The 19757-nt window shown below is 68.2% G+C and carries 15 protein-coding genes and 3 pseudogenes; 9 read left to right on the forward strand and 9 right to left on the reverse strand.

Going from position 1 to position 19757, the window contains the following annotated elements; all coding sequences use genetic code 11:
• Window positions 1–52 precede the first annotated feature (52 nt).
• Both AADZ55_RS18135 and AADZ55_RS18140 read right to left on the reverse strand, forming a co-directional pair.
• The gene (locus AADZ55_RS18135) at window positions 53–1447 is read right to left on the reverse strand and encodes a cystathionine beta-synthase (protein ID WP_085327594.1); all 1395 of its coding nucleotides are present in this window, start codon (window positions 1445–1447) and stop codon (window positions 53–55) included.
• A 59-nt stretch (window positions 1448–1506) separates the two neighbouring features.
• The gene (locus AADZ55_RS18140) at window positions 1507–2574 is read right to left on the reverse strand and encodes an alpha/beta hydrolase fold domain-containing protein (protein WP_119185108.1); all 1068 of its coding nucleotides are present in this window, start codon (window positions 2572–2574) and stop codon (window positions 1507–1509) included.
• A 242-nt stretch (window positions 2575–2816) separates the two neighbouring features.
• Between AADZ55_RS18140 and AADZ55_RS18145 the strand changes: the two are divergent.
• Both AADZ55_RS18145 and AADZ55_RS18150 read left to right on the forward strand, forming a co-directional pair.
• Window positions 2817–3768, forward strand: a pseudogene (locus AADZ55_RS18145) (SGNH/GDSL hydrolase family protein).
• Between the two features lie 98 nt (window positions 3769–3866).
• Complete coding sequence (locus tag AADZ55_RS18150; RefSeq protein ID WP_085327592.1) at window positions 3867–5075, forward strand: acetyl-CoA C-acetyltransferase; 1209 nt, start codon at window positions 3867–3869, stop codon at window positions 5073–5075.
• Here AADZ55_RS18150 and AADZ55_RS18155 read toward each other — a convergent pair.
• Together AADZ55_RS18155 and AADZ55_RS18160 are read right to left on the reverse strand one after the other, a co-directional pair.
• Window positions 5072–5983: an endonuclease domain-containing protein gene (locus AADZ55_RS18155; protein ID WP_085327591.1), complete on the reverse strand. Its 912-nt coding sequence runs from the start codon at window positions 5981–5983 to the stop codon at window positions 5072–5074. The genes AADZ55_RS18150 and AADZ55_RS18155 overlap by 4 nt on opposite strands.
• Window positions 5984–6092: 109 nt before the next feature.
• Entirely contained in the window at window positions 6093–6926 is an 834-nt protein-coding gene (locus AADZ55_RS18160) for a Bax inhibitor-1/YccA family protein (RefSeq protein WP_085327590.1), read from the reverse strand.
• Between the two features lie 272 nt (window positions 6927–7198).
• Here AADZ55_RS18160 and AADZ55_RS18165 point away from each other — a divergent pair, with 272 nt between their 5' ends.
• The 5 genes and pseudogenes from AADZ55_RS18165 to AADZ55_RS18185 all read left to right on the forward strand — a co-directional run bounded on the left by AADZ55_RS18165 (window position 7199) and on the right by AADZ55_RS18185 (window position 15094).
• Window positions 7199–8236 (forward strand): enoyl-CoA hydratase/isomerase family protein, encoded by a 1038-nt coding sequence (locus AADZ55_RS18165; protein ID WP_085327589.1) that lies wholly within the window; start codon window positions 7199–7201, stop codon window positions 8234–8236.
• An 11-nt stretch (window positions 8237–8247) separates the two neighbouring features.
• Entirely contained in the window at window positions 8248–9021 is a 774-nt protein-coding gene (locus tag AADZ55_RS18170; RefSeq protein ID WP_085327588.1) for an enoyl-CoA hydratase, read from the forward strand.
• Window positions 9018–10781 carry an alpha/beta hydrolase gene (locus tag AADZ55_RS18175; RefSeq protein WP_085327587.1) on the forward strand — a complete coding sequence of 588 codons (1764 nt, stop codon included), beginning with the start codon at window positions 9018–9020 and terminating at the stop codon, window positions 10779–10781. Before AADZ55_RS18170 ends, AADZ55_RS18175 begins: the two co-directional genes overlap by 4 nt.
• Before the next feature lie 168 nt (window positions 10782–10949).
• Window positions 10950–12446, forward strand: a pseudogene (locus tag AADZ55_RS18180) (PE family protein); the annotation flags it as partial.
• A gap of 452 nt (window positions 12447–12898) precedes the next feature.
• Complete coding sequence (locus AADZ55_RS18185; protein WP_341286224.1) at window positions 12899–15094, forward strand: PE family protein; 2196 nt, start codon at window positions 12899–12901, stop codon at window positions 15092–15094.
• Window positions 15095–15129: 35 nt separating this feature from the next.
• Here the strand turns inward: AADZ55_RS18185 and AADZ55_RS18190 are convergent, their stop codons facing one another.
• Together AADZ55_RS18190 and AADZ55_RS18195 are read right to left on the reverse strand one after the other, a co-directional pair.
• On the reverse strand, window positions 15130–15513 hold the full coding sequence (locus tag AADZ55_RS18190) for a rhodanese-like domain-containing protein (RefSeq protein WP_085327386.1): 384 nt from the start codon (window positions 15511–15513) through the stop codon (window positions 15130–15132).
• The gene (locus AADZ55_RS18195) at window positions 15513–16094 is read right to left on the reverse strand and encodes a cysteine dioxygenase (RefSeq protein ID WP_085327387.1); all 582 of its coding nucleotides are present in this window, start codon (window positions 16092–16094) and stop codon (window positions 15513–15515) included. Before AADZ55_RS18195 ends, AADZ55_RS18190 begins: the two co-directional genes overlap by 1 nt.
• A gap of 121 nt (window positions 16095–16215) precedes the next feature.
• Here AADZ55_RS18195 and AADZ55_RS18200 point away from each other — a divergent pair, with 121 nt between their 5' ends.
• Window positions 16216–16653: a lipoprotein LpqV gene (locus tag AADZ55_RS18200; protein ID WP_278248633.1), complete on the forward strand. Its 438-nt coding sequence runs from the start codon at window positions 16216–16218 to the stop codon at window positions 16651–16653.
• A gap of 104 nt (window positions 16654–16757) precedes the next feature.
• Window positions 16758–17837 carry a patatin-like phospholipase family protein gene (locus AADZ55_RS18205; protein ID WP_085327388.1) on the forward strand — a complete coding sequence of 360 codons (1080 nt, stop codon included), beginning with the start codon at window positions 16758–16760 and terminating at the stop codon, window positions 17835–17837.
• On the opposite strand, the gene AADZ55_RS18210 is transcribed toward AADZ55_RS18205, so the two are convergent.
• From AADZ55_RS18210 to AADZ55_RS18220, 3 genes and pseudogenes are all read right to left on the reverse strand, one after another.
• Window positions 17838–18695, reverse strand: coding sequence for a patatin-like phospholipase family protein (locus tag AADZ55_RS18210; RefSeq protein ID WP_085327389.1), 858 nt, complete (start codon window positions 18693–18695; stop codon window positions 17838–17840). It abuts the gene before it with no gap.
• A 4-nt stretch (window positions 18696–18699) separates the two neighbouring features.
• Window positions 18700–19563, reverse strand: a complete 864-nt coding sequence (locus AADZ55_RS18215; protein WP_085327405.1) for a class II glutamine amidotransferase — start codon at window positions 19561–19563, stop codon at window positions 18700–18702.
• A gap of 73 nt (window positions 19564–19636) precedes the next feature.
• Window positions 19637–19753 (reverse strand): annotated as a pseudogene (locus tag AADZ55_RS18220) (formylglycine-generating enzyme family protein); the annotation flags it as partial.
• Between the last annotated feature and the right edge of the window lie 4 nt (window positions 19754–19757).

Genomic DNA, 19757 nt, shown 5'->3' on the forward strand with positions numbered 1-19757 from the left:
CCAGCAACCCGCCGTAATTGTTTGTAGCCGAACTAGATTGCGGCGCGATCGCCTACCGTCGGCTCGATCCCTCCGACAAAAAGCCCAACAGGTCGTAACGGGTAATGACCCCAACCGGCTTGCCTTCCTCCACCACCATTAACGCATCCCAATCACGCAACGCCTTGCCGGCCGCACTGACCAATTCGCCGGCACCGATCATCCGCAGCGGCGGGCTCATGTGCTGGGACACGGCGTCGGCCAACTTGGCGCGACCCTCGAAGACGGCCGAAAGCAGTTCGCGTTCCGAGACGCTGCCGGCGACCTCGCCGGCCATCACCGGCGGCTCTGCGCCGACGACCGGCATCTGCGACACCCCGTACTCGCGAAGAATCCCGACGGCGTCGCGCACGGTCTCCGACGGATGGGTGTGCACCAGGTCGGGCAGCGCACCGGACTTGCGGCGCAACACATCCCCGACCGTGGACTGCTCGGCCGACCCGTCGAGGCGGCTGCGCAGGAACCCATAGGACGACATCCACGCGTCGTTGAAAATTTTCGACATGTAGCCGCGGCCGCCGTCCGGCAACAAGACGACGATCAGCGCGTCGGGTCCGGCTTCCTCGGCGACCTTCAGCGCGGCGACCACCGCCATTCCGCACGACCCGCCGACCAACATCGCCTCTTCGCGGGCCAGCCGCCTGGTCATATCGAACGAGTCGGAGTCGGACACCGCGATGATCTCGTCGGGCACGCTCGGGTCGTAGGCCGCCGGCCAGAAATCCTCGCCGACCCCCTCAACCAGATAGGGCCGGCCGCTACCGCCCGAATACACCGACCCCTCCGGGTCGGCACCGACGACGCGTACCCGCCCCCCCGACACCTCCTTGAGGTAGCGGCCGGCGCCAGAAATGGTGCCGCCCGTGCCGATTCCGGCCACGAAATGAGTGACCTTGCCATCGGTATCGGCCCAAATCTCCGGGCCGGTGGTGGCGTAGTGGCTGGCCGGTCCCGCCGGATTGGCGTACTGGTCGGGTTTCCAGGCACCGTCGATTTCTCGGACCAACCGGTCGGACACGCTGTAGTAGCTGTCCGGGTCGTCGGGCGGCACCGCCGTCGGGCACACCACCACCTCGGCGCCGTACGCCATCAGCACATTGCGCTTGTCCTCGCTGACCTTATCCGGGCAGACGAACACGCACCTGTACCCACGGTGCTGTGCGACCAAGGCAAGGCCGACACCGGTATTGCCCGACGTGGGTTCGACGATGGTGCCGCCCGACTTCAACTGCCCGCTGGCCTCGGCGGCGTCGATCATCTTCGCCGCGATCCGGTCCTTGGAGCTGCCGCCAGGGTTGAGATATTCGACCTTCGCGGCCACGGTTCCGGCCCCGTCTGGCACGACGGAGTTGAGCCGAACTAGTGGCGTGCCGCCGATGAGGTCACTGAGGTGTTGCGCTATCCGCATGCGTTCATGGTCTCAAGCGCCTTCCGGCCGCGCGCACGCGCTCCTGCCGCAGCGCGGAATCAGCCGGTGGCCTCGCGGATGTACTGTCCGATCTGACGCAGCGAGCGGATCGCCTCGGGCACCATCGGCGCTGCGACCTGAAAGTCGTGGACCTGGCCCGGCCAGACACGGACCTCGGCCGGCACCCCGGCGGCCGCCAGTTTGGCCGCCGCCAACTGTGCGTCATGCAGCAACACCTCGGAGCCCGACACGTGAATCAGCGTCCGCGGCAGGCCCGGTGTGATGTGCTCCAAGGGCTCATAAAGCTCTTCGCGTTTGCCGTCTACCTTGTTCTTGGCGGCCGCGCTAGCAACCAACGCGTCGAGCGCATCGAAGGCTCTCGCCGGGAACATCGCGTCGGTCTTGATGTTGGGATGCGCCTGCTTATCCTTCTTTGCTAGCTGCAGCAGTGGCGAGATCGCGACCAGAGCCGCCGGCTCCTCTCCCACTTTCAGCAGCCGCTGCGCGAGAGCGAGCGCGAGATACCCGCCCGCGGAATCGCCCGCCAGCACGATCTGCTCCGGGTCGTAGCCCAACAGTCTCAACCACCGGTAGCCATCGTGGCAGTCGTCGAGAGCCATCCCGATCGAGTGCTTGGGAATCAACCGATAGTTGACCGCCAGAACGGGCGAGTCAGCGAACTTGGAAAGCAGCTCGACCAATCGGCCGTGCGAGTTTGCCCCGCACGTCAGGAACGCGCCGCCGTGCAGGTACAGAACCGCTCGCCGAGTGCCGTCCGCGGGCATCACACCCGACGCACGAACCAGTTGGGCCGACGCTCTAGACAGGCGAACTGCAGTCCGAACGGTAGTTGACGCCGGGAGCAGAACCCGGGCGGCGTGGTCGACGAGACCCCACGGCCAGGGCACATGAGGAACATAGCTACCGACCGCCAATACCGGCCGGATCGCCACGCGTGACGCCAGCGCAGCTAATCGCGCAGCCACGCTTGGACCAGACTCGACGACCTCAACCGGGGCGCCGTCGCTGATCGCAAATCTGCGGGCTTCAAGTCTACGTGCCTTCAATACGTCACGCGGACGAATGACAACTCTGGGTGAGCCGGATACCTTACTGGGTGCAGTCATGCCCAACACTTCCTACGCCGTTGTAGTCCGATACAGCATGTGACGAAGCGGTTGAGCGCCCGGTTCACCTGCTCGCCGAAGCGGCCAGCCAACCCCGCGAACTTAGCTTGACAGTCCTTTTCCGTTCCAACATCCAAAGAGTCTGATTCGATACCACATTTGATCCACACCGTAACGGGTTTGTTCCTCAGCTACCCACGAAATCGGCACAGCCGTCCTAAACTGTTCGCGTGAGCATGCGCGTGCCGCGGCGTTCGACGATCGCTTTGGCCACCGCGGGTGCACTCGCCTCGACGGGCACGGCCTTTCTGGGCGCACGCAACCTGCTGGTCGGTCAGGCGACGCACGCGCGCACGGTAATTCCCAAATCCTTTGCCGCCCCGCCGCGGGCCGATGGCGTGTACAGCCGCGGCGGTGCGCCCGTGCAACGCTGGCAGCGCAACGTGCCTTTCGACCTGCACCTGATGATCTTTGGGGACTCGACGGCGACGGGATACGGCTGCGCCGGCGCCGAGGAAGTCCCCGGCGTGCTGATCGCCCGCAGAATCGCCGAGCAGACCGGCAAGCGGATCCGGCTGAGCACCAAAGCCATCGTCGGCGCCACCTCGAAAGGTGTTTGCGGACAAGTCGATGCGATGTTCGTAGTCGGACCGCCACCGGATGCGGCGGTGATCATGATCGGCGCCAACGACATCACGGCACTCAACGGCATCGGCCCGTCCGCGCAGCGGCTGGCCTCCTGCGTGCGCAGGTTACGCACACACGGAACGGTGGTGGTGGTCGGTACCTGCCCCGACCTCGGCGTCATTACCGCCATCCCCCAGCCGCTGCGCTCGCTGGCACACACCCGTGGTGTGCGGCTGGCCCGCGCCCAGACGGCCGCCGTCAAGGCGGCCGGTGGGGTGCCGGTGCCGCTTGGGCATCTGCTGGCTCCCAACTTCCGGACCAGGCCCGAGCTGATGTTCTCCGCCGACCGCTACCATCCGTCGCCGCGCGCGTACGTCCTGGCGGCCGATCCGTTGTTCCTCGCGCTGCGCGATGCGCTGCGCGAGAAGCTCGACATCCCGCTGCCCGAGTCGGCACCGCGGCCTGCGGCTCCCCCGCTCGGGCCGGACCACACGCGACGCAGCATCATGGCGCGGTTGCGGGCGGCCCCTACCGGCCCGGACCGTGCCACCCGTTGGTAGCGACTAGATTTGACCTAGATTCGACTACAGTCTTGTCCACGCCGGACCGGGGTGGAGGTAGCACGCCCTTAGGGGCGGGGCCGCATCCCATTGAAGGGAGCCGTCATGCCAGAAGCCGTCATCGTCTCGACTGCCCGCTCGCCGATCGGCCGGGCCATGAAAGGATCGCTGGTCAGCGTGCGGCCCGACGATCTGGCCGTACAGATGGTGCGCGCCGCGCTCGACAAGGTGCCGGCGCTGAACCCCCATCAGATCGACGATCTGATCATGGGCTGTGGCCTGCCGGGTGGCGAGTCGGGTTTCAACATCGCCCGCGTCGTCGCCGTTGCGCTCGGCTATGACTTCCTACCGGGCACCACGGTCAACCGGTACTGTTCGTCGTCGCTGCAGACCACCCGGATGGCTTTCCATGCGATCAAGGCCGGCGAGGGCGACGCGTTCATCTCCGCGGGCGTGGAGACCGTGTCCCGGTTCGTCAAGGGAAATTCCGATTCATGGCCGGACACCAAGAACCCGCTGTTCGAAGAGGCCCAGGAACGTTCGGCCGCCGGCGGCGATGAATGGCACGATCCCCGCGCCGACGGGAAGCTGCCCGACGTCTACATCGCGATGGGACAGACCGCGGAGAACGTCGCCATCATCACCGGTATCAGCCGCGCGGACCAGGACCACTGGGGCGTGCGCAGCCAGAACCGGGCCGAGGAGGCGATCAAAAGCGGATTCTTCGAGCGGGAGATCACGCCGGTCACCCTGCCGGACGGCACCACGGTCAGCACCGACGACGGCCCACGGCCGGGTACCAGCTACGAGAAGGTCAGCGAGCTCAAACCGGCTTTCCGCCCGAACGGCACCGTGACCGCGGGCAATGCCTGCCCCCTCAACGACGGGGCCGCCGCGGTGGTGATCACCAGCGACACGAAGGCCAAGGCACTGGGCCTGAAGCCGCTGGCGCGCATCGTGTCCACCGGGGTCAGCGGCTTGTCCCCGGAGATCATGGGCCTGGGGCCGATCGAGGCGTCCAAGAAGGCGCTGGAAAGAGCCGGGATGTCGATCAGCGACATCGACTTGTTCGAGATCAACGAGGCCTTCGCGGTGCAGGTCCTGGGCTCCGCACGGGAGCTGGGCATTGACGAGGACAAGCTGAACGTCTCGGGTGGCGCGATCGCCCTGGGGCACCCGTTCGGTATGACGGGCGCACGCATCACCACCACGCTGCTGAACAACCTCACGACCTATGACAAGACGTTCGGTCTGGAAACCATGTGTGTCGGCGGCGGCCAGGGCATGGCGATGGTGATCGAGCGGCTTTCCTAGCTTGCCGCGTTGACGCTGCCTCCACGGCGACGAAGTTCGAGAGGGCCACGACCTGGACGCAGAGTCAACTCGTCCCAGGCACGCTGAACTCGGCGAATCACCTCGCCGGCCCGGTGCTCGGCCACCACCCTAACCAGCGTCCAGCCCACGCGGGCGACGTACTCTAGCCGGTTGACGTCCTTGACGAACTGCGACCGATCCATTCGATGTTGATCGCCGTCGTATTCGACAGCCAACATGATGTCCTCCCAGCCCAGGTCAAGGAAGTAACGCGGATAGCCGTCGGAGCCCAGCACGGGGATCTGGGTCCGCGGCTTCGGGAACCCCGCATTGATCAACAAGAGCCGCAGCCAGGTTTCCTTCGGTGACTGAGCGCCCACGTCGACGAGGTCCAGCGCTACCTCCAACTGCCGCAGGCCCCGCGTGTGCCGATGGTTGCCAGCCAGCCCCAGGACATCGCACACCTTGAAATCCGTGGCCGCGGCAAGCGCATCAAGGCCAGCAACGGCGCGACCGAGCGTTCCGCGCCTGCCGATATCGAACGCGGTGCGCTCCGGTGTGGTCACGCAAAGGCCTTCGAGCGTCTGGTATTCATCGTCCAACACCACCTCGTTGCGCGCCACCACGCCTCGCGGCGCTCGCGCATTGCACCAGATCAATTCGACCGGCGCAGTGTCGTCCACCCACCTTGTGCCGTGCAGCGCCGCCGCGGCGGCACCTGCTACCACCGCCTGGCGGTGCGACCAGAGCCAGGCAGCCACGATGCGCTGTCGCAGCGACGGCTCAACCCGCTTTTCCAAGTAGACGTTCGGCATGATCGCGCGGTAATACTTGCGCAGCTCATGCCGGCTGACTTTCCCAGCGGCAAGCGCCTCACTGCCGATGAATGGCTGATTCCTCTGCCCCACGCTCGCATGGTGGCAGCTCGCACCGACATGGCCGCTGACTCTGCGTTCCGGGCGACCAAGTGTGAGTAGCCCGAGCCATCAGCGCAGCGTCAATGCCAAACAAGGCAAGCTAATCGTTCTGCAGGTAACTGAGCAGACGCAGGATCTCGATGTACAGCCAGACCAGCGTTACGGTCAGGCCCAATGCGATGCCCCATGCCGCCTTCTCGGGTGCTCCCGCGCGAATCATCTGGTCGGCCGCGTCGAAGTCGATCAGGAAGCTGAACGCCGCGATACCAATGCAGACCAGCGAGAAGATGATCCCCAGGGGTCCTGGGCTGCGCAGGCCCAAGCCTTCACCGCCACCGACATTGAACATCGCCAGCACGAAGTTGCCGAGCATGAGGAACAGCACGCCGAACAGCGCGGCGACCACCATTCGGGTGAACTTGGGCGTGACCCGGATCGCCCCGGTCTTGTAGACGACGAGCATGCCGAAGAACACACCCATCGTCCCCAGGATGGCCTCCCCGATCAGCACCCCCGCATTCGCCGACGCCACCGTCAAGTTGGCCAAAACGAACGAGATGGCACCGAGGAACAGTCCCTCGAGCGCCGCGTAGCTGAGCACGATCGCCGGGTTGTCCTGCTTGCGACCGAAGGTCGCCACCAGCACCAGCGCCAAACCGCCCAACGCACCCACCAAGGTCAGCGGCATCGCCAACGCGACGTTCGACGCGACCAGGAAGTAGGAGACGACGGCCGTGGCCGCCAACATGGCCAGCGTCAGGCCCGTCTTGGTAACGACATCGTCGATGGTCAGCGGACGGGTGGGCCGGGCCTCCTGATAGGGAGCGTAGGGATCGGCTTGGAATCCCTGCTGGGCGGTGCCAGTTCCGAATTGCGCGTATCCGCCCCGCTGCTTGGGCAGCGAACGAAATACCGGGTTGCTTGTCTCCCGCACCGTCGAATCCTCTCTTGATGACCAATCGCGCTTCGGGGCTTCGAGCCTGCGCGAACATCTGCTCAACGATCAGTAGCGTGCCCGGGTTCCCAGCCGAGCTGGGAGTTTTCTGCTTCTTCCAGGCGCCCGCGTTGTCGTCCGGTACACGATAAACCTTAGCCCCGCGGTCACCGCTGAGCGAGTCACGATCTACATTGCTGGTCAAACTCTTCAGCAGTATCTGACCCACGGACTTCGACGAGGGGAGACTGGGCGTGACTCGGGCTGAGGCCGTGACTGGGGAATCCGATGAGGTCCTGACCCGCGTCGACGAGGGTACCGGACTCGTGACACTCAACCGTCCCAAGGCGATCAACTCGCTGACCCAAACGATGGTGGAGCTGCTGAGCACGGTGCTCATCCGTTGGGAACGCGACGACGCGGTGCGAGCGGTGGTACTCGCCGGAGCCGGGGAACGGGGCTTGTGTGCCGGCGGCGATGTGGTGGCCGTGTACCACAGCGCCCGCGCGGACGGAGTCGCGGCGCGACGGTTCTGGCGCGACGAGTATCTGCTCAACGGCCAGATTGGGCGGTTCACCAAACCCTACGTGGCGTTGATGGACGGCATTGTGATGGGCGGTGGCGTCGGCGTCAGTGCACACGCGAACGTCCGGGTGGTCACCGATACCTCCAAGATCGCGATGCCCGAGGTGGGCATCGGGTTTATCCCCGACGTGGGCGGGGCCTACCTGCTGGCGCGGGCGCCCGGCGCGCTGGGTCTGCATGCCGCGCTGACCGGAGCACCGTTCTCCGGCGCCGACGCAATCGCGCTGGGGTTCGCCGACCACTTCGTGCCGCACGGCGAACTTGACGCATTCACCCAAGCCATCATCGCCGACGGTGTGCACAGCGCTCTGGCCGGCCACGCCGTCGAACCTCCACCGAGCAACCTTGCTGCACAACGTGATTGGATCGACGAGTGCTATGCCGGTGACAGCGTCGCCGACATCGTCGCGGCGCTGCGAAGACATGGCGCCGGACCCGCTGCAGATGCGGCCGACCTGATTGCCAGCCGCTCCCCCATCGCGCTATCGGTGACGTTGGAAGCGCTACGTCGCGCCGCCAAACTCGAAACGCTGGAAGACGTGCTGATCCAGGACTATCGGGTGTCGTCGGCGTCGCTGCGCTCCCATGACCTGGTGGAGGGTATCCGCGCGCAGCTGATCGACAAGGATCGCGACCCGAAGTGGTCGCCGGCGACCCTGGATGCGGTCAAGGCGGCCGATGTCGAGGCGCATTTCGAACCTGTTGATGACGACTTGAGCTTCTAGAAAGGTAACGCATGACCTACGAAACCATTCTGGTCGAGCGCGACCACCGCGTCGGCATCATCACACTGAACCGGCCCAAGGCGCTGAACGCGCTCAACAGTCAGGTGATGAACGAAGTCACCAGCGCCGCAACCGAACTGGACGACGACCCGGGCATTGGTGCGATCATCATCACCGGTTCAGCCAAGGCGTTCGCCGCCGGCGCCGACATCAAGGAGATGGCCGGCCTGACGTTCGCCGACGCGTTCGGCGCCGACTTTTTCGCCGAGTGGGGCAAGCTGGCCGCCGTGCGCACTCCAACGATCGCCGCGGTTGCCGGGCACGCGCTCGGCGGGGGCTGTGAGCTGGCGATGATGTGCGACCTACTGATTGCCGCCGATACGGCGAAGTTCGGCCAGCCCGAGATCAAACTGGGCGTGCTGCCGGGCATGGGCGGCTCACAGCGCCTGACCCGGGCCATCGGGAAGGCCAAGGCAATGGACCTCATCCTGACCGGGCGCACCATGGACGCCGCCGAGGCGCAGCGCAGCGGTCTGGTTTCGCGGGTGGTGCCGGCCGCCGACTTGATCAGCGAGGCCATGGCCGTTGCCACCACCATTTCGCAGATGTCGCTGTCGGCGGCCCGGATGGCCAAAGAGGCCGTCAATCGAGCTTTCGAATCCACCTTGTCCGAGGGACTTCTCTACGAACGCAGACTTTTCCATTCGGCTTTCGCGACCGACGACCAATCCGAAGGGATGGCAGCATTCATCGAGAAACGCGCGCCCCAGTTCATCCACCGATGACCGAGGCGGGCGCGGCGACCACCGCGGTTGAGACCACTGGCGCTACGGCCGCCCCGGCCGCCGTAACGGCGGAAACACCTGAGCCGCAACCGATCCGCAGCGCGTGGTGGATTCGCCACTACACCTTCTTCGGCACCGCGGTTGGCCTGGTTTTCGTCTGGTTCTCGATGACCCCGTCGCTGCTGCCGCGTGGCCCGTTGTTCCAGGGCCTGGTCAGCGGCATCTCCGGCGCCATCGGGTATGGCCTGGGCGTCTTCGCCGTCTGGCTGGTGCGCTATATGCGTTCGCGGGATTGGAGCCCGCCGCCGCCGCGCTGGGCGTGGTTGCCACTGATCGCGGTCGGCGCGGTCGGGATGGTGCTGATGGCGATCTGGTTTCATGTCTGGCAGGACGACGTGCGCGACCTGATGGGCGTCGAGCACCTGCCGTGGTACGGCTACCCGCTGGCTGCGGCCTTGTCGCTGATCGTGCTGTTCACGCTGGTCGAAATCGGCAAGTTCATCCGGTTGCTGGTGAGTTTTCTGGTGGCACAAGTGGATCGGATCGCGCCGTTTCGCGTCTCGGCGGCCCTGGTGGTGGTGCTGCTGGTGGTGCTGACCATCACCGTGCTCAACGGTGTCGTGCTCAAGTTCGCGATGAACTCCTTGAACAGCACCTTCGCCTCGGTCAACGATGAGTTGAGTCCCGATTCCGCACCGCCGGACACCCCGTTGCGATCAGGTGGGCCAGAATCACTCGTGTCGTGGGAGTCGCTGGGCCATCAGGGCCGGATCTTCGTCCGCGCCGGCCCCACCGTCGCCGAACTCACCGCATTCAATGGGGCCCCGGCCATCCAACCGATCCGGGCCTACGCCGGGCTGAACTCGGCGGACGGCATCGCGGCGACCGCCGAGCTGGCCGCCCGCGAGCTGCTGCGCACCGGCGGCTTGAGCCGCGCCGTCGTCGCGGTCGCAACGAGCACCGGAACGGGCTGGATCAACGAGGCGGAGGCCTCGGCGCTGGAGTACATGTACAACGGCAACACCGCCGTGGTGAGCATGCAGTACTCGTTCTTGCCCAGCTGGCTGTCTTTTCTGGTGGACAAGGAGAACGCCCGCCACGCCGGCGAGGCGCTGTTCGAAGCGGTCGACAAGCTGGTCCGGCAGATGCCGGAATCCCAGCGCCCCAAGCTCGTCGTGTTCGGCGAGAGCCTGGGGTCGTTCGGCGCGGAGGCGCCGTTCATGAACCTCAACAACCTCCTGGCTCGTACCGACGGCGCTTTATTCAGCGGACCGACTTTCAACAACACCATCTGGACCGGCCTCACCGCGAACCGCGATCCCGGCTCACCGGAGTGGCTGCCCATCTACGACGACGGCCGCAACGTCCGTTTCGTTGCCCGCCAAGACGATCTGCTGCGCCCGAATGCGCCGTGGGGTAGACCGCGGGTGGTGTATCTGCAGCACGCGTCTGACCCGATCGCCTGGTGGACTCCCGACCTGCTGTTCAGCGAACCGGACTGGCTGCGGGAAAAACGCGGCTACGACGTGCTACCCCAGACGCGCTGGATCCCGGTGGTGACGTTCATCCAAGTCTCGGCCGACATGGCGGTTGCCGTGCATGCGCCGGACGGGCACGGGCATCGCTACGTCGCCGACGTCGCCGACGGCTGGGCCGCGGTGCTGTCGCCACCCGGCTGGACGCAGCAGAAGACCGAACGGCTGCGGCCGTTGCTGCATGCGAACGCGAAGCCGCTGGGCTCGCCGAGCAGCGGCGGCTGAACCGCATAGCTGGCCGGTGGTGACGCGGCGGAAACGACCTGAGCAATTCGGCGCAAAACGGCGTCGCGCAACCCGGTGGTGTGGTGCACTTTTGGTGGTGCATCGGCGGGCGTTGCCAGGCGATGTCCGGGGGTGCCGTGTCCTGGCGACCTTAGTGGGAGGTGTCCCATGTCGTTTGTGATCGCGGTGCCGGAGATGATGGCGGCGGCGGCTTCTGATTTGGCCGGTCTGGGCTCGACGTTGAACGCGGCCAATGCGGCCGCGGCGGCTTCCACGACGCGGGTGCTGGCCGCGGCCGAGGATGAGGTGTCAGCGGCGATCGCGGCGCTGTTTTCCGTCCACGGCCAGGGCTATCAGGCGATCGGCGCGCATGCGGCGGCGTTTCATGACCAGTTCATGCGGACCTTGGCCGCGGGCGCGGGCTCGTATGCGAGTGCCGAGGCCGCCGCGGCCACGCCGTTGCAGGGTGTGCTCGAGGCGATCAATGCGCCCTTCCTGACACTGACCGGGCGCGCGCTAATCGGCAACGGCGCGAACGGGGCCCCGGGAACCGGGCAAAACGGTGCGCCCGGCGGGTGGCTGATCGGCAACGGCGGGGCAGGAGGATCCGGGGCCTACGACACCGGCGCGCCCGGCGGCGCCGGCGGGCCCGCCGGGCTGTTCGGCAACGGCGGCGCCGGCGGCGCCGGCGGACATTCTGGCTTCGGCACCATCGGTGGGACCGGCGGGACCGGCGGCGCGGGCGGGCTGTTCGGCGCCGGCGGCAACGGCGGCGCCGGCGGGAACGCATTCACCGGCTCGGGCGGGGCCGGCGGGGCTGGCGGGCCCGCCGGGTTGTTCGGCATCGGCGGCGCCGGCGGAACCGGCGGGAGCACATTCAGCGCCGCGAGCGTCGCCGGGAACGGCGGGGTCGGTGGTTCTGGCGGGCTGTTCGGGACCGGCGGCGCCGGTGGGGTTGGTGGCACGAGCGGTGGGGCCGGCGGCCTGGGCGGCAACGGCGGCGCCGGTGGGGCCGGCGGCGTGTTCGGCGGCCCCGGCGGTGTCGGCGGCACCGGCGGCCAAGGCACCACCGGCGGGTTCGGCGGGGCCGGCGGCGATTCCGGATTCCTCTACGGTGCCGCCGGCGACGGCGGCAGCGGCGGCACCGGCGGCATGAGCGGCGGGACCGGCGGGGCCGGCGGCAACGCCAGCGGGCTCTGGGGTGACGGCGGCGCCGGTGGCACCGGTGGGGTCGGCGTCGGGAACAGCGGGGCCGGCGGGGCCGGCGGCCACGCCGGTCTTCTCTTCGGCGCCGGCGGCACCGGCGGCGCCGGCGGCGGGTCCTTTACCACCGGCTCGGGCGGGACCGGCGGGGCCGGCGGCGTCGCCGGCCTCCTCTGGGGCAACGGTGGGGCGGGCGGCGCCGGCGGCACCGCCTTCAGTTTCGGCGGCACCGGCGGCGCCGGCGGCAAGGCCGGACTGATCGGCAACGGCGGCGACGGCGGCACCGGCGGCGGCGGCGACATCAACGGCACCAGCGGCGGAAACGGCGGTAAGGGCGGGGACGCCGTGCTGATCGGTATCGGCGGCAATGGCGGTAACGGCGGTGTGAATGGCAATCCCGCCGGAACCGGAACCGGCGGCGCCGGCGGCAACGGCGGGCTACTGGGCCTAACCGGGGTCAACGGGCTGCCGTAGCCAAACACGCTGCCGCGCAGCGGCGCTGAAGCTGCACGGCCGATTCGACTGCTAAGTAGTGGAGCCGCGCCGCAACGGCCCGCTCGTTAGACAAAGAATGGAGGCTGTCGAAGCATTTGACACCGACGGGTGCGCACAAATACCACACACATGGATGTCAAAGTATTTGACATACGCCGAATGCGTATTGATTGTCGCAGCGGCGCGAGTATCCCGAGCCGACGCGCAAAAGTGCGCGATCCCAGTTTGCGCAGTATTCGCGAAGTTCCATTCGCCCTCGCGTAAAACAGCTACCAGACAACAACTTTCGCGCCCGGCGCAAGTCTATGGAGTTACTATGAACGTGGCAAATTGCGTCGCGAATTTGCGCAAACCGATCTCGCGAGCCGGGCAGCCGAGTTAGCATCAACGCATCCATTACCAATTGACGAGGGGGACCGATGTCGTTTGTGCTGGTATCACCGTCGGAGTTAATGGCCGCGGCATCCGATGTGGCGCGTGTCGGTTCGACAGTCAGCGCGGCTAATGCGGCCGCGTTGGCGCCGACAACGGCGCTCGCCGCAGCCGGTGGCGACGAGGTGTCAGCGGCGATCGCGGCCCTGTTTTCCGCCCATGCCCAGCAGTATCAACAGCTCGGTGCGCAGGCGACGGTGTTTCACGACCAGTTCGTGCAGGCGTTGACCGCTGCGGGAGGCTCGTATGCCAGCGCCGAGGCGACAAACGTCGAGCAGCAGCTGTTGAATGCGATCAACGCGCCCAGCCTGGCGCTGTTTGGGCGTCCGCTGATCGGCAACGGCGCCGACGGGACCGCGGCCAATCCCACCGGTGGGGCCGGCGGGTGGTTGTACGGCAACGGCGGGAACGGCTTTTCCCAAACCACCGCCGGACTCACCGGTGGTGCCGGCGGATCGGCCGGCCTGATCGGCAACGGCGGAAGTGGTGGAGCCGGCGGGGCCGGCGCCGTTGGCGGGGCCGGCGGCAACGGCGGCTGGCTGGTTGGTGCCGGCGGGGCCGGCGGGAACGGCGGTGCCGGCGGGGTCGGGGTGGCCGGTGGCGCCGGCGGCTACGGCGGAGGCACCTGGCTGTTCGGCAACGGCGGCGCCGGCGGATTGGGCGGGGACGGCGGAGCCGGCGAGGCCGGCGGATTGGGTGGAGCGGGCGGCCGCGGCGGGTTGCTCTACGGTGCCGGCGGTACCGGCGGGAACGGCGGAATCGGCGGGACGGGCGGAGCCGGCGCGACAGGCTTGGCCGGCGGGGCCGGCGGCAACGGTGGATCCGCCGGACTCTTTGGCGACGGCGGGGCCGGCGGCACCGGTGGCGACGGCGGACAGGGCGGCAACGGCAGCGGAAACGGCGCCAAGGGCGGCGACGGCGGGGTTGCCGGCGCCGGCGGCATCGGCGGCAACGCCGGCTGGATCTCCGGGGCCGGCGGCGCCGGCGGCGACGGCGGAACCGGCGGGCAAGGCGGCTTGGGCACCGCCGGCGGCAACGCCCAAAACGGCGGTGCCGGCGGCACCGGCGGCGACGGTGCCGGCGGCGGCAACGGCGGCCAAGGCGGCTTGCTGTTCGGCAGCGGCGGCAACGCCGGCAACGGCGGCGGTGGCGGCAACGGCGCAGCCGGCGGCGCCGGCGGCACTAGCGGCGGAAACGGGGGCGCCGGTGGAAGCGGCGGCACCGCCGGCGGCGGCGGCAACGGCGGCCAAGGCGGCTTGCTGTTCGGCAGCGGCGGCAACGCCGGCAACGGCGGCGGTGGCGGCAACGGCGCGACCGGCGGCAACGGCGGCGACAATCTCCTTGGCGTTGCCGGCAAGGGCGGTGCCGGTGGCGGTGGCGGCAACGCCGGTGGCGGCGGCAGTGGTGGCGGCGGCGGTTTGCTGTATGGCAACGGCGGGGCCGGTGGCGCCGGCGGAAACGGCGGTATTGGCAACACCGGCGGTAAAGGCGGCGGGGGGATAGGCCTTGCCGGAGAAGGTGGCGAAGGCGGCGGCGGCGGTGCCGGCGGCGACGCCGGCGACGGCGGCAATGGCGGGTCGGCCGGCTGGCTGCTCGGCAGCGGCGGCAACGCCGGCGGCGGCGGGAACGCCGGCGGCGGCGGGAACGGCGGCGGCGGCGGCGACGCCGCCAACGTCGCCAACGCCGCCGGTGTCGGCGGCAAAGGCGGCGACACGGGCAACGCCGGCAATGGCGGCCACGGCGGAGCGGCCGGCATCCTGATCGGCGACGGCGGCACCGGTGGTGACGGCGGGGTCGGCAGCACCGGTGGCGCCGGAGGCAGCGGCGGCAGCAACACCGTCAGCGGCGCCCAAGCCGCCGGCGGCAACGGCGGCACCGGTCACGCCGGGGGTACCGGCGGGAACGGCGCCAATGGCGGTCTGCTCGGCAGCGGCGGAGACGGAGGAACCGGAGGTCAGGGCAGCCAAGGTGGTATAGGCGCTCCCGTTGGTGGAACCGGCGGCAACGGCGGTACGGGCGGTGACGGCGGCAAAGGCGGCGACGCCCAACTAGTTGGCGATGGCGGCAACGGCGGCAATGGCGGATCCGGCGGCGCCGGCCAGATCTCTGGACTCGATGGGTCCGGTGGAGCCGGCGGAAGTGGCGGATCGATCTTCGGCAACCCCGGCACGACCGGGCAATAACCCCGCCGGCAATCCCTGGGGGTAGCTGCTGGGCCCTACCGGCTCAGCTCGGCCAGCGCGCCGGTGGCCGCCAGCGCGTGATAGCCGCCCACAACGTCGGTGGAGCGGCGCAGGCCCAGATCCAGCAGCGCCGCCGCCGCCAGGCTCGAGGTGTAGCCCTCCGAACACAGGATGACCCACTCGACGTAGTCGTCGACCGCCTGCGGCAACCGGGCGTCACTGGTTGGGTCGCAGCGCCACTCCAGGACGTTGCGTTCGATCACCAGTGCTCCCGGCACCTCGCCTTCCCGGGCCCGTTGGGCCTGTGGCCGGATGTCCACGAGCAATGCGCCACGCCGCAACGCCTCCGGCACCCGTTGGGCGGGAAGGCGCTGATATCGGCGGCGGGCGGCGTCCAGTACCTGGTCAATCCGGCTCATCACGGCCCTTCGGGCTGGTCGGTCAACTCGGTGCGCTGGCGGCGCAGCGTGTTGTGGTCGGTCACCTCGTAATACGACATCGCGGTCAGCGGCGGCGAGTAGGCGTGCACGCTCAGCGTCGGCTGCACCGGCCTGGCACCCAGCTGCGAGACCGGGGCCTGCCGCGGCGCCCACACCACGTCGTGCACCCAGCCCAGCGGGAACCCGGCCTGGTCTCCGGCCTCCAGCCGGCGGCGGCGCAACCGGCGGCCGTCCCAGCGGAATTCGTTGAGCGATCCGGACAGCACCGTCAGCGCTCCGAGCGATCCGCCATGGTCGTGCAATTCGGTCGGGTGACCCGGCACCCAACTGATCAGCCAGATGTCCAGTTCGTCGTCGCCGTGGATGCGGGTGAACCAGCGCTCGGTTTGGGGCACACCACCCTGGGGTAGCAGGTGATCGCAACGTCCGCTGAGCACCTGGTCGGCGGCCTGGTCGGTGGCGTGTAGCAGGTCGGGCACCCGCAGCCGGGTGGGTCCCGAGGAGGGGGTCGCGAGGGTCAGCCGACGCGAAGGCGTGACCGGGTGCCGAGACGCAGGCATAGCCACGGAAGAACTCCAGAGTGTGAAACGGATCGGGTTATCGGCGGGGGGTCAGGGCCGACAACACTCGCGAAATCCGAGGCGCTTCATCACGCCCGACAGTGTTGCATAGATTGAGACCGTGCGCTGGTGCGGTCATCACCCCGAGGTGTTGGGTGCGCTCGTTGTCACGGTTGGTTTGACAAGCTTGGCCACCGGCTGCTCGCCCGGTGGCACCGCGGGCACGACCGCATCGTCGCCGGCACGTTCGGCACCGGTTTCCAGCGCGCAGCGGCCGGACTTCATCGGCATCTCGCCGGCCGGCGTGACGACCAGAGTCGACGTCCCGGCGGATTCGACCGAGGAGGAGTATTTCCAGGCCTGCCACGCTGCAAGAGTGTGGATGGACTCCCGGCCCAAGACCGGCGAGCCGCTAGTCGAGCCCTACCTGGCCATGCTCCAGGCGTCGGAATCGGGCACCCCGGGCAGCTGGAACATCCCCTGGATGGATCTGACCCCGGCCAGGCAGGCGGCGGTGATCACCGCCGCGCGCGCGGCCGCCAACGCCGAATGCGGGTGATAGCCAGTCCGGCGGTTTCGAACCCGTGTGCGATTGCAATCTGAGCGTGCGCAATTGTGCCGACCGGCTCGATGACTGCCAGTTCCGCCGAGCAGAATTGAAGGATGTCCGGACCAGCGACCGTGCGGCCACGCGCATCGTCTGCGCCTCGGGTCGCATTGGCGCTCGGCAGCGGCGGCGCCCGGGGTTACGCGCACATCGGGGTGATCCAGGCGCTGCGGGAGCGTGGTTACGACATCGTTGGGACCGCTGGCTCCTCGATGGGCGCGGTGATCGGCGGTGTGCATGCGGCCGGACGACTCGACGAGTTCGCCGATTGGGCCAAATCCCTCACTCAGCGCACCATCCTGCGACTACTGGACCCGTCCATTACCGCGGCCGGTGTGCTGCGGGCGGAGAAGATCCTGGATGCGGTGCGCGACATCGTCGGCCCGGTCGCCATCGAGCAACTGCGGATCCCGTTCACCGCGGTGGCGACCGACCTATTGGCAGGCAGGTCGGTGTGGTTTCAGCGCGGCCCCCTCGATGTGGCCATCCGGGCGTCCATCGCCATCCCCGGGGTGATCGCCCCGCACGAAGTCGACGGACGCTTGCTGGCCGACGGCGGCATCCTGGATCCGCTGCCCATGGCGCCGATCGCCGGGGTCAGCGCCGACCTGACCATCGCGGTGAGCCTGAACGGCAGCGAGGACGGCACCACCCGCGACGCCGAGCCAGGTGTCACCGCCGAGTGGTTGAACCGCATGGTGCGCAGCACTTCAGCACTGTTCGACGCCACCGCCGCCCGCTCGTTGCTCGATCGGCGCACGGCGCGGGCGGTGCTAAGCCGATTCGGTGCGGGCACCGGAGAATCGGACTCCTGGCCGCAAGCCGCGGACGTCGAACAGCGCCCGGCCGACGCGGAAGACCCCGATGACACCTACGTCGCACCCGGAATCCCGAAAATGGGCAGCTTCGAAGTGATGAATCGGACGATCGACATCGCCCAATCCGCGTTGGCGCGTCATACCCTGGCGGCCTACCCGGCCGACCTGTTGATCGAAGTGCCCCGCTCGACGTGCCGAAGCCTGGAGTTCCACCGGGCGGTCGAGGTGATCGCGATGGGCCGCGCGCTGGCCATCCGTGCTTTGGACGCACTCGAGATCGAGGGCGACAAATCTGCCGCACCCGCCATCGAGGGCTGATCAAACGCCGAGCAACCCCGCGACCGCCGGTGCTTCCCGGCGGCCCTGCGCACGTCCGGCCGTGGCCGAACCGACCCGGCAACGCGGATCCAGCGGGTTGGGTCCGAAGGCCGCCAACGAGTCGGCGTCGGCGAACACGGCGAACGCCGTGCCGGTGAATGCCGCGATCTCGGCGGCCGCCCCACCGCCGAAGGGCGACGGAGCGTCCGCGCCGGCGGGCACCAGAACCACGGCCGCATCACAATCGTCGGCAACGCCAACGTTGACCGAGCTGGCTACCCCGCCGTCCATGTAGCGGCGGTTGGCGATGGTCACCGGTGGCCACGCGCCGGGCACCGCGCAACTGGCCGCCACCGCGTCGACCAGCCCCACACCCGAGTCCCGATCGAAAATGACCAGTTCGCCGCTGGCGGTGTCGACCGCGGTGACCCGCAGCACCCGGTCCGGCCAGTCGTGCGACGGCAAGCGCTGCGCGATCACCCGACGGCGCAACGGCTCCCCAACGGTATCGACCGCCAGCGCCACCTCGCCGATCCGCTGTAGCCGCTGGCGCGTTGACGTGTCCGGGTCGGTCATGGCGGTCAAGAAAAGAGGGGTGATGGCATCGATGTCGACGCCGGGCTCGATCTCGGCCGACGTTTTGGCGAACTGTCGGTCGTAGAGCTCTTCGAGCGTGCAACCGCTGCTGATCTGCGCGGCGACCGTCGCACCGGCCGACGTCCCGACCAATACATCCGAATCCAGCAGCAACCGGGCCGCCGCTGGTGATTCATCCGCGATGCCCAGCAAAACACCTGTTTCCCAAGCGATTCCGGCCAGTCCTCCACCAGCCAGGACCAGAGCGCGTCGAGTTGCCACGAGTTCACACCGACGTGTGTTGCGCATGCAGTGCCGACTCGCTCAGGTCTGCCCGACTGATCGGATACCTGGGTGGGTCAGGCAGCACCAGGCTCCGGTTGACCTGCAGCGCCGCGTCGACGTGGACCAGCTCCCCCGGGTCGAGCAGGCGCCAACGCTGGTCACCATCCATCCGCTCGGTCGCGAACACCACCGACGGCCGCTCGCGCAAGTGCTCCGAGTGAGCGCGGATTCGATTGGTACGCAAGTGGAATTCGGGCGCGCCGTCGTGGCGGCGGTCCAAGACGTAGAGCTCATGGGATTCCGGGTAACGCAGTGCCCACACATCGGTAGCCGTGGCGAGCAACACGTTGACCGCGTAGATGGGCACGTTCGCCGCGAGCCATTGCAGCGCATCGGTCAGACCGGCTGACACATCGCCGTGATGGGCACGGATCGATGCGGTGATCAACGCGAACACCCGCTCGGAATCGGTCTGGCCCAACACCAACTCATCGGCACCGATCTCGCGGAGCCGCTCATCGAGGATATCCAGTCCCTCGAGAACCCCGTTATGCGCGAAGACCCGCTCGTCCTGCAGGAACGGGTGAGTATTGCGGACGTCGAGTGCCCCGGTCGTCGCGTAGCGAACATGCGCGACGAACGTCGTGCCGGTCAGCTGGTGCGCCTGGGTCGCGAACTCGGCATCCTGCCAGGCCGCGATGGGCTCCTTGCGTAGCTGCGGCCGGCGGTGTTCGTCGAATACGCCCAGGCCGGTGCCGTCGGGGTTACGGCGGCTTTGCTCGGCGAGGCTGTCCGGGGCGTCCAGTAACCAGAACGTCGCGGTGACGACATCGGTCCCGGCGTGCAAGCCAAAGAGTCGGCACATGGCCCCGACGGTACCGAACCCGGACATCATCCGCCGTCCCAGGACGCGAAATACAGCGTCACTGGCGCGCTACTCAGCGAAATCCGGTGTGGCTCATGCCCGTATCGATCGGCTGCGGACGACGCGCGGCGGGCCGGTAGCGGCGGCAGTAGCTATCGACGCACAGCAACGACCCGCCCTTGATCACTTTGCAC

Source organism: Mycobacterium decipiens, from assembly GCF_963853665.1.
Classification (GTDB): Bacteria; Actinomycetota; Actinomycetes; order Mycobacteriales; family Mycobacteriaceae; genus Mycobacterium; species Mycobacterium decipiens.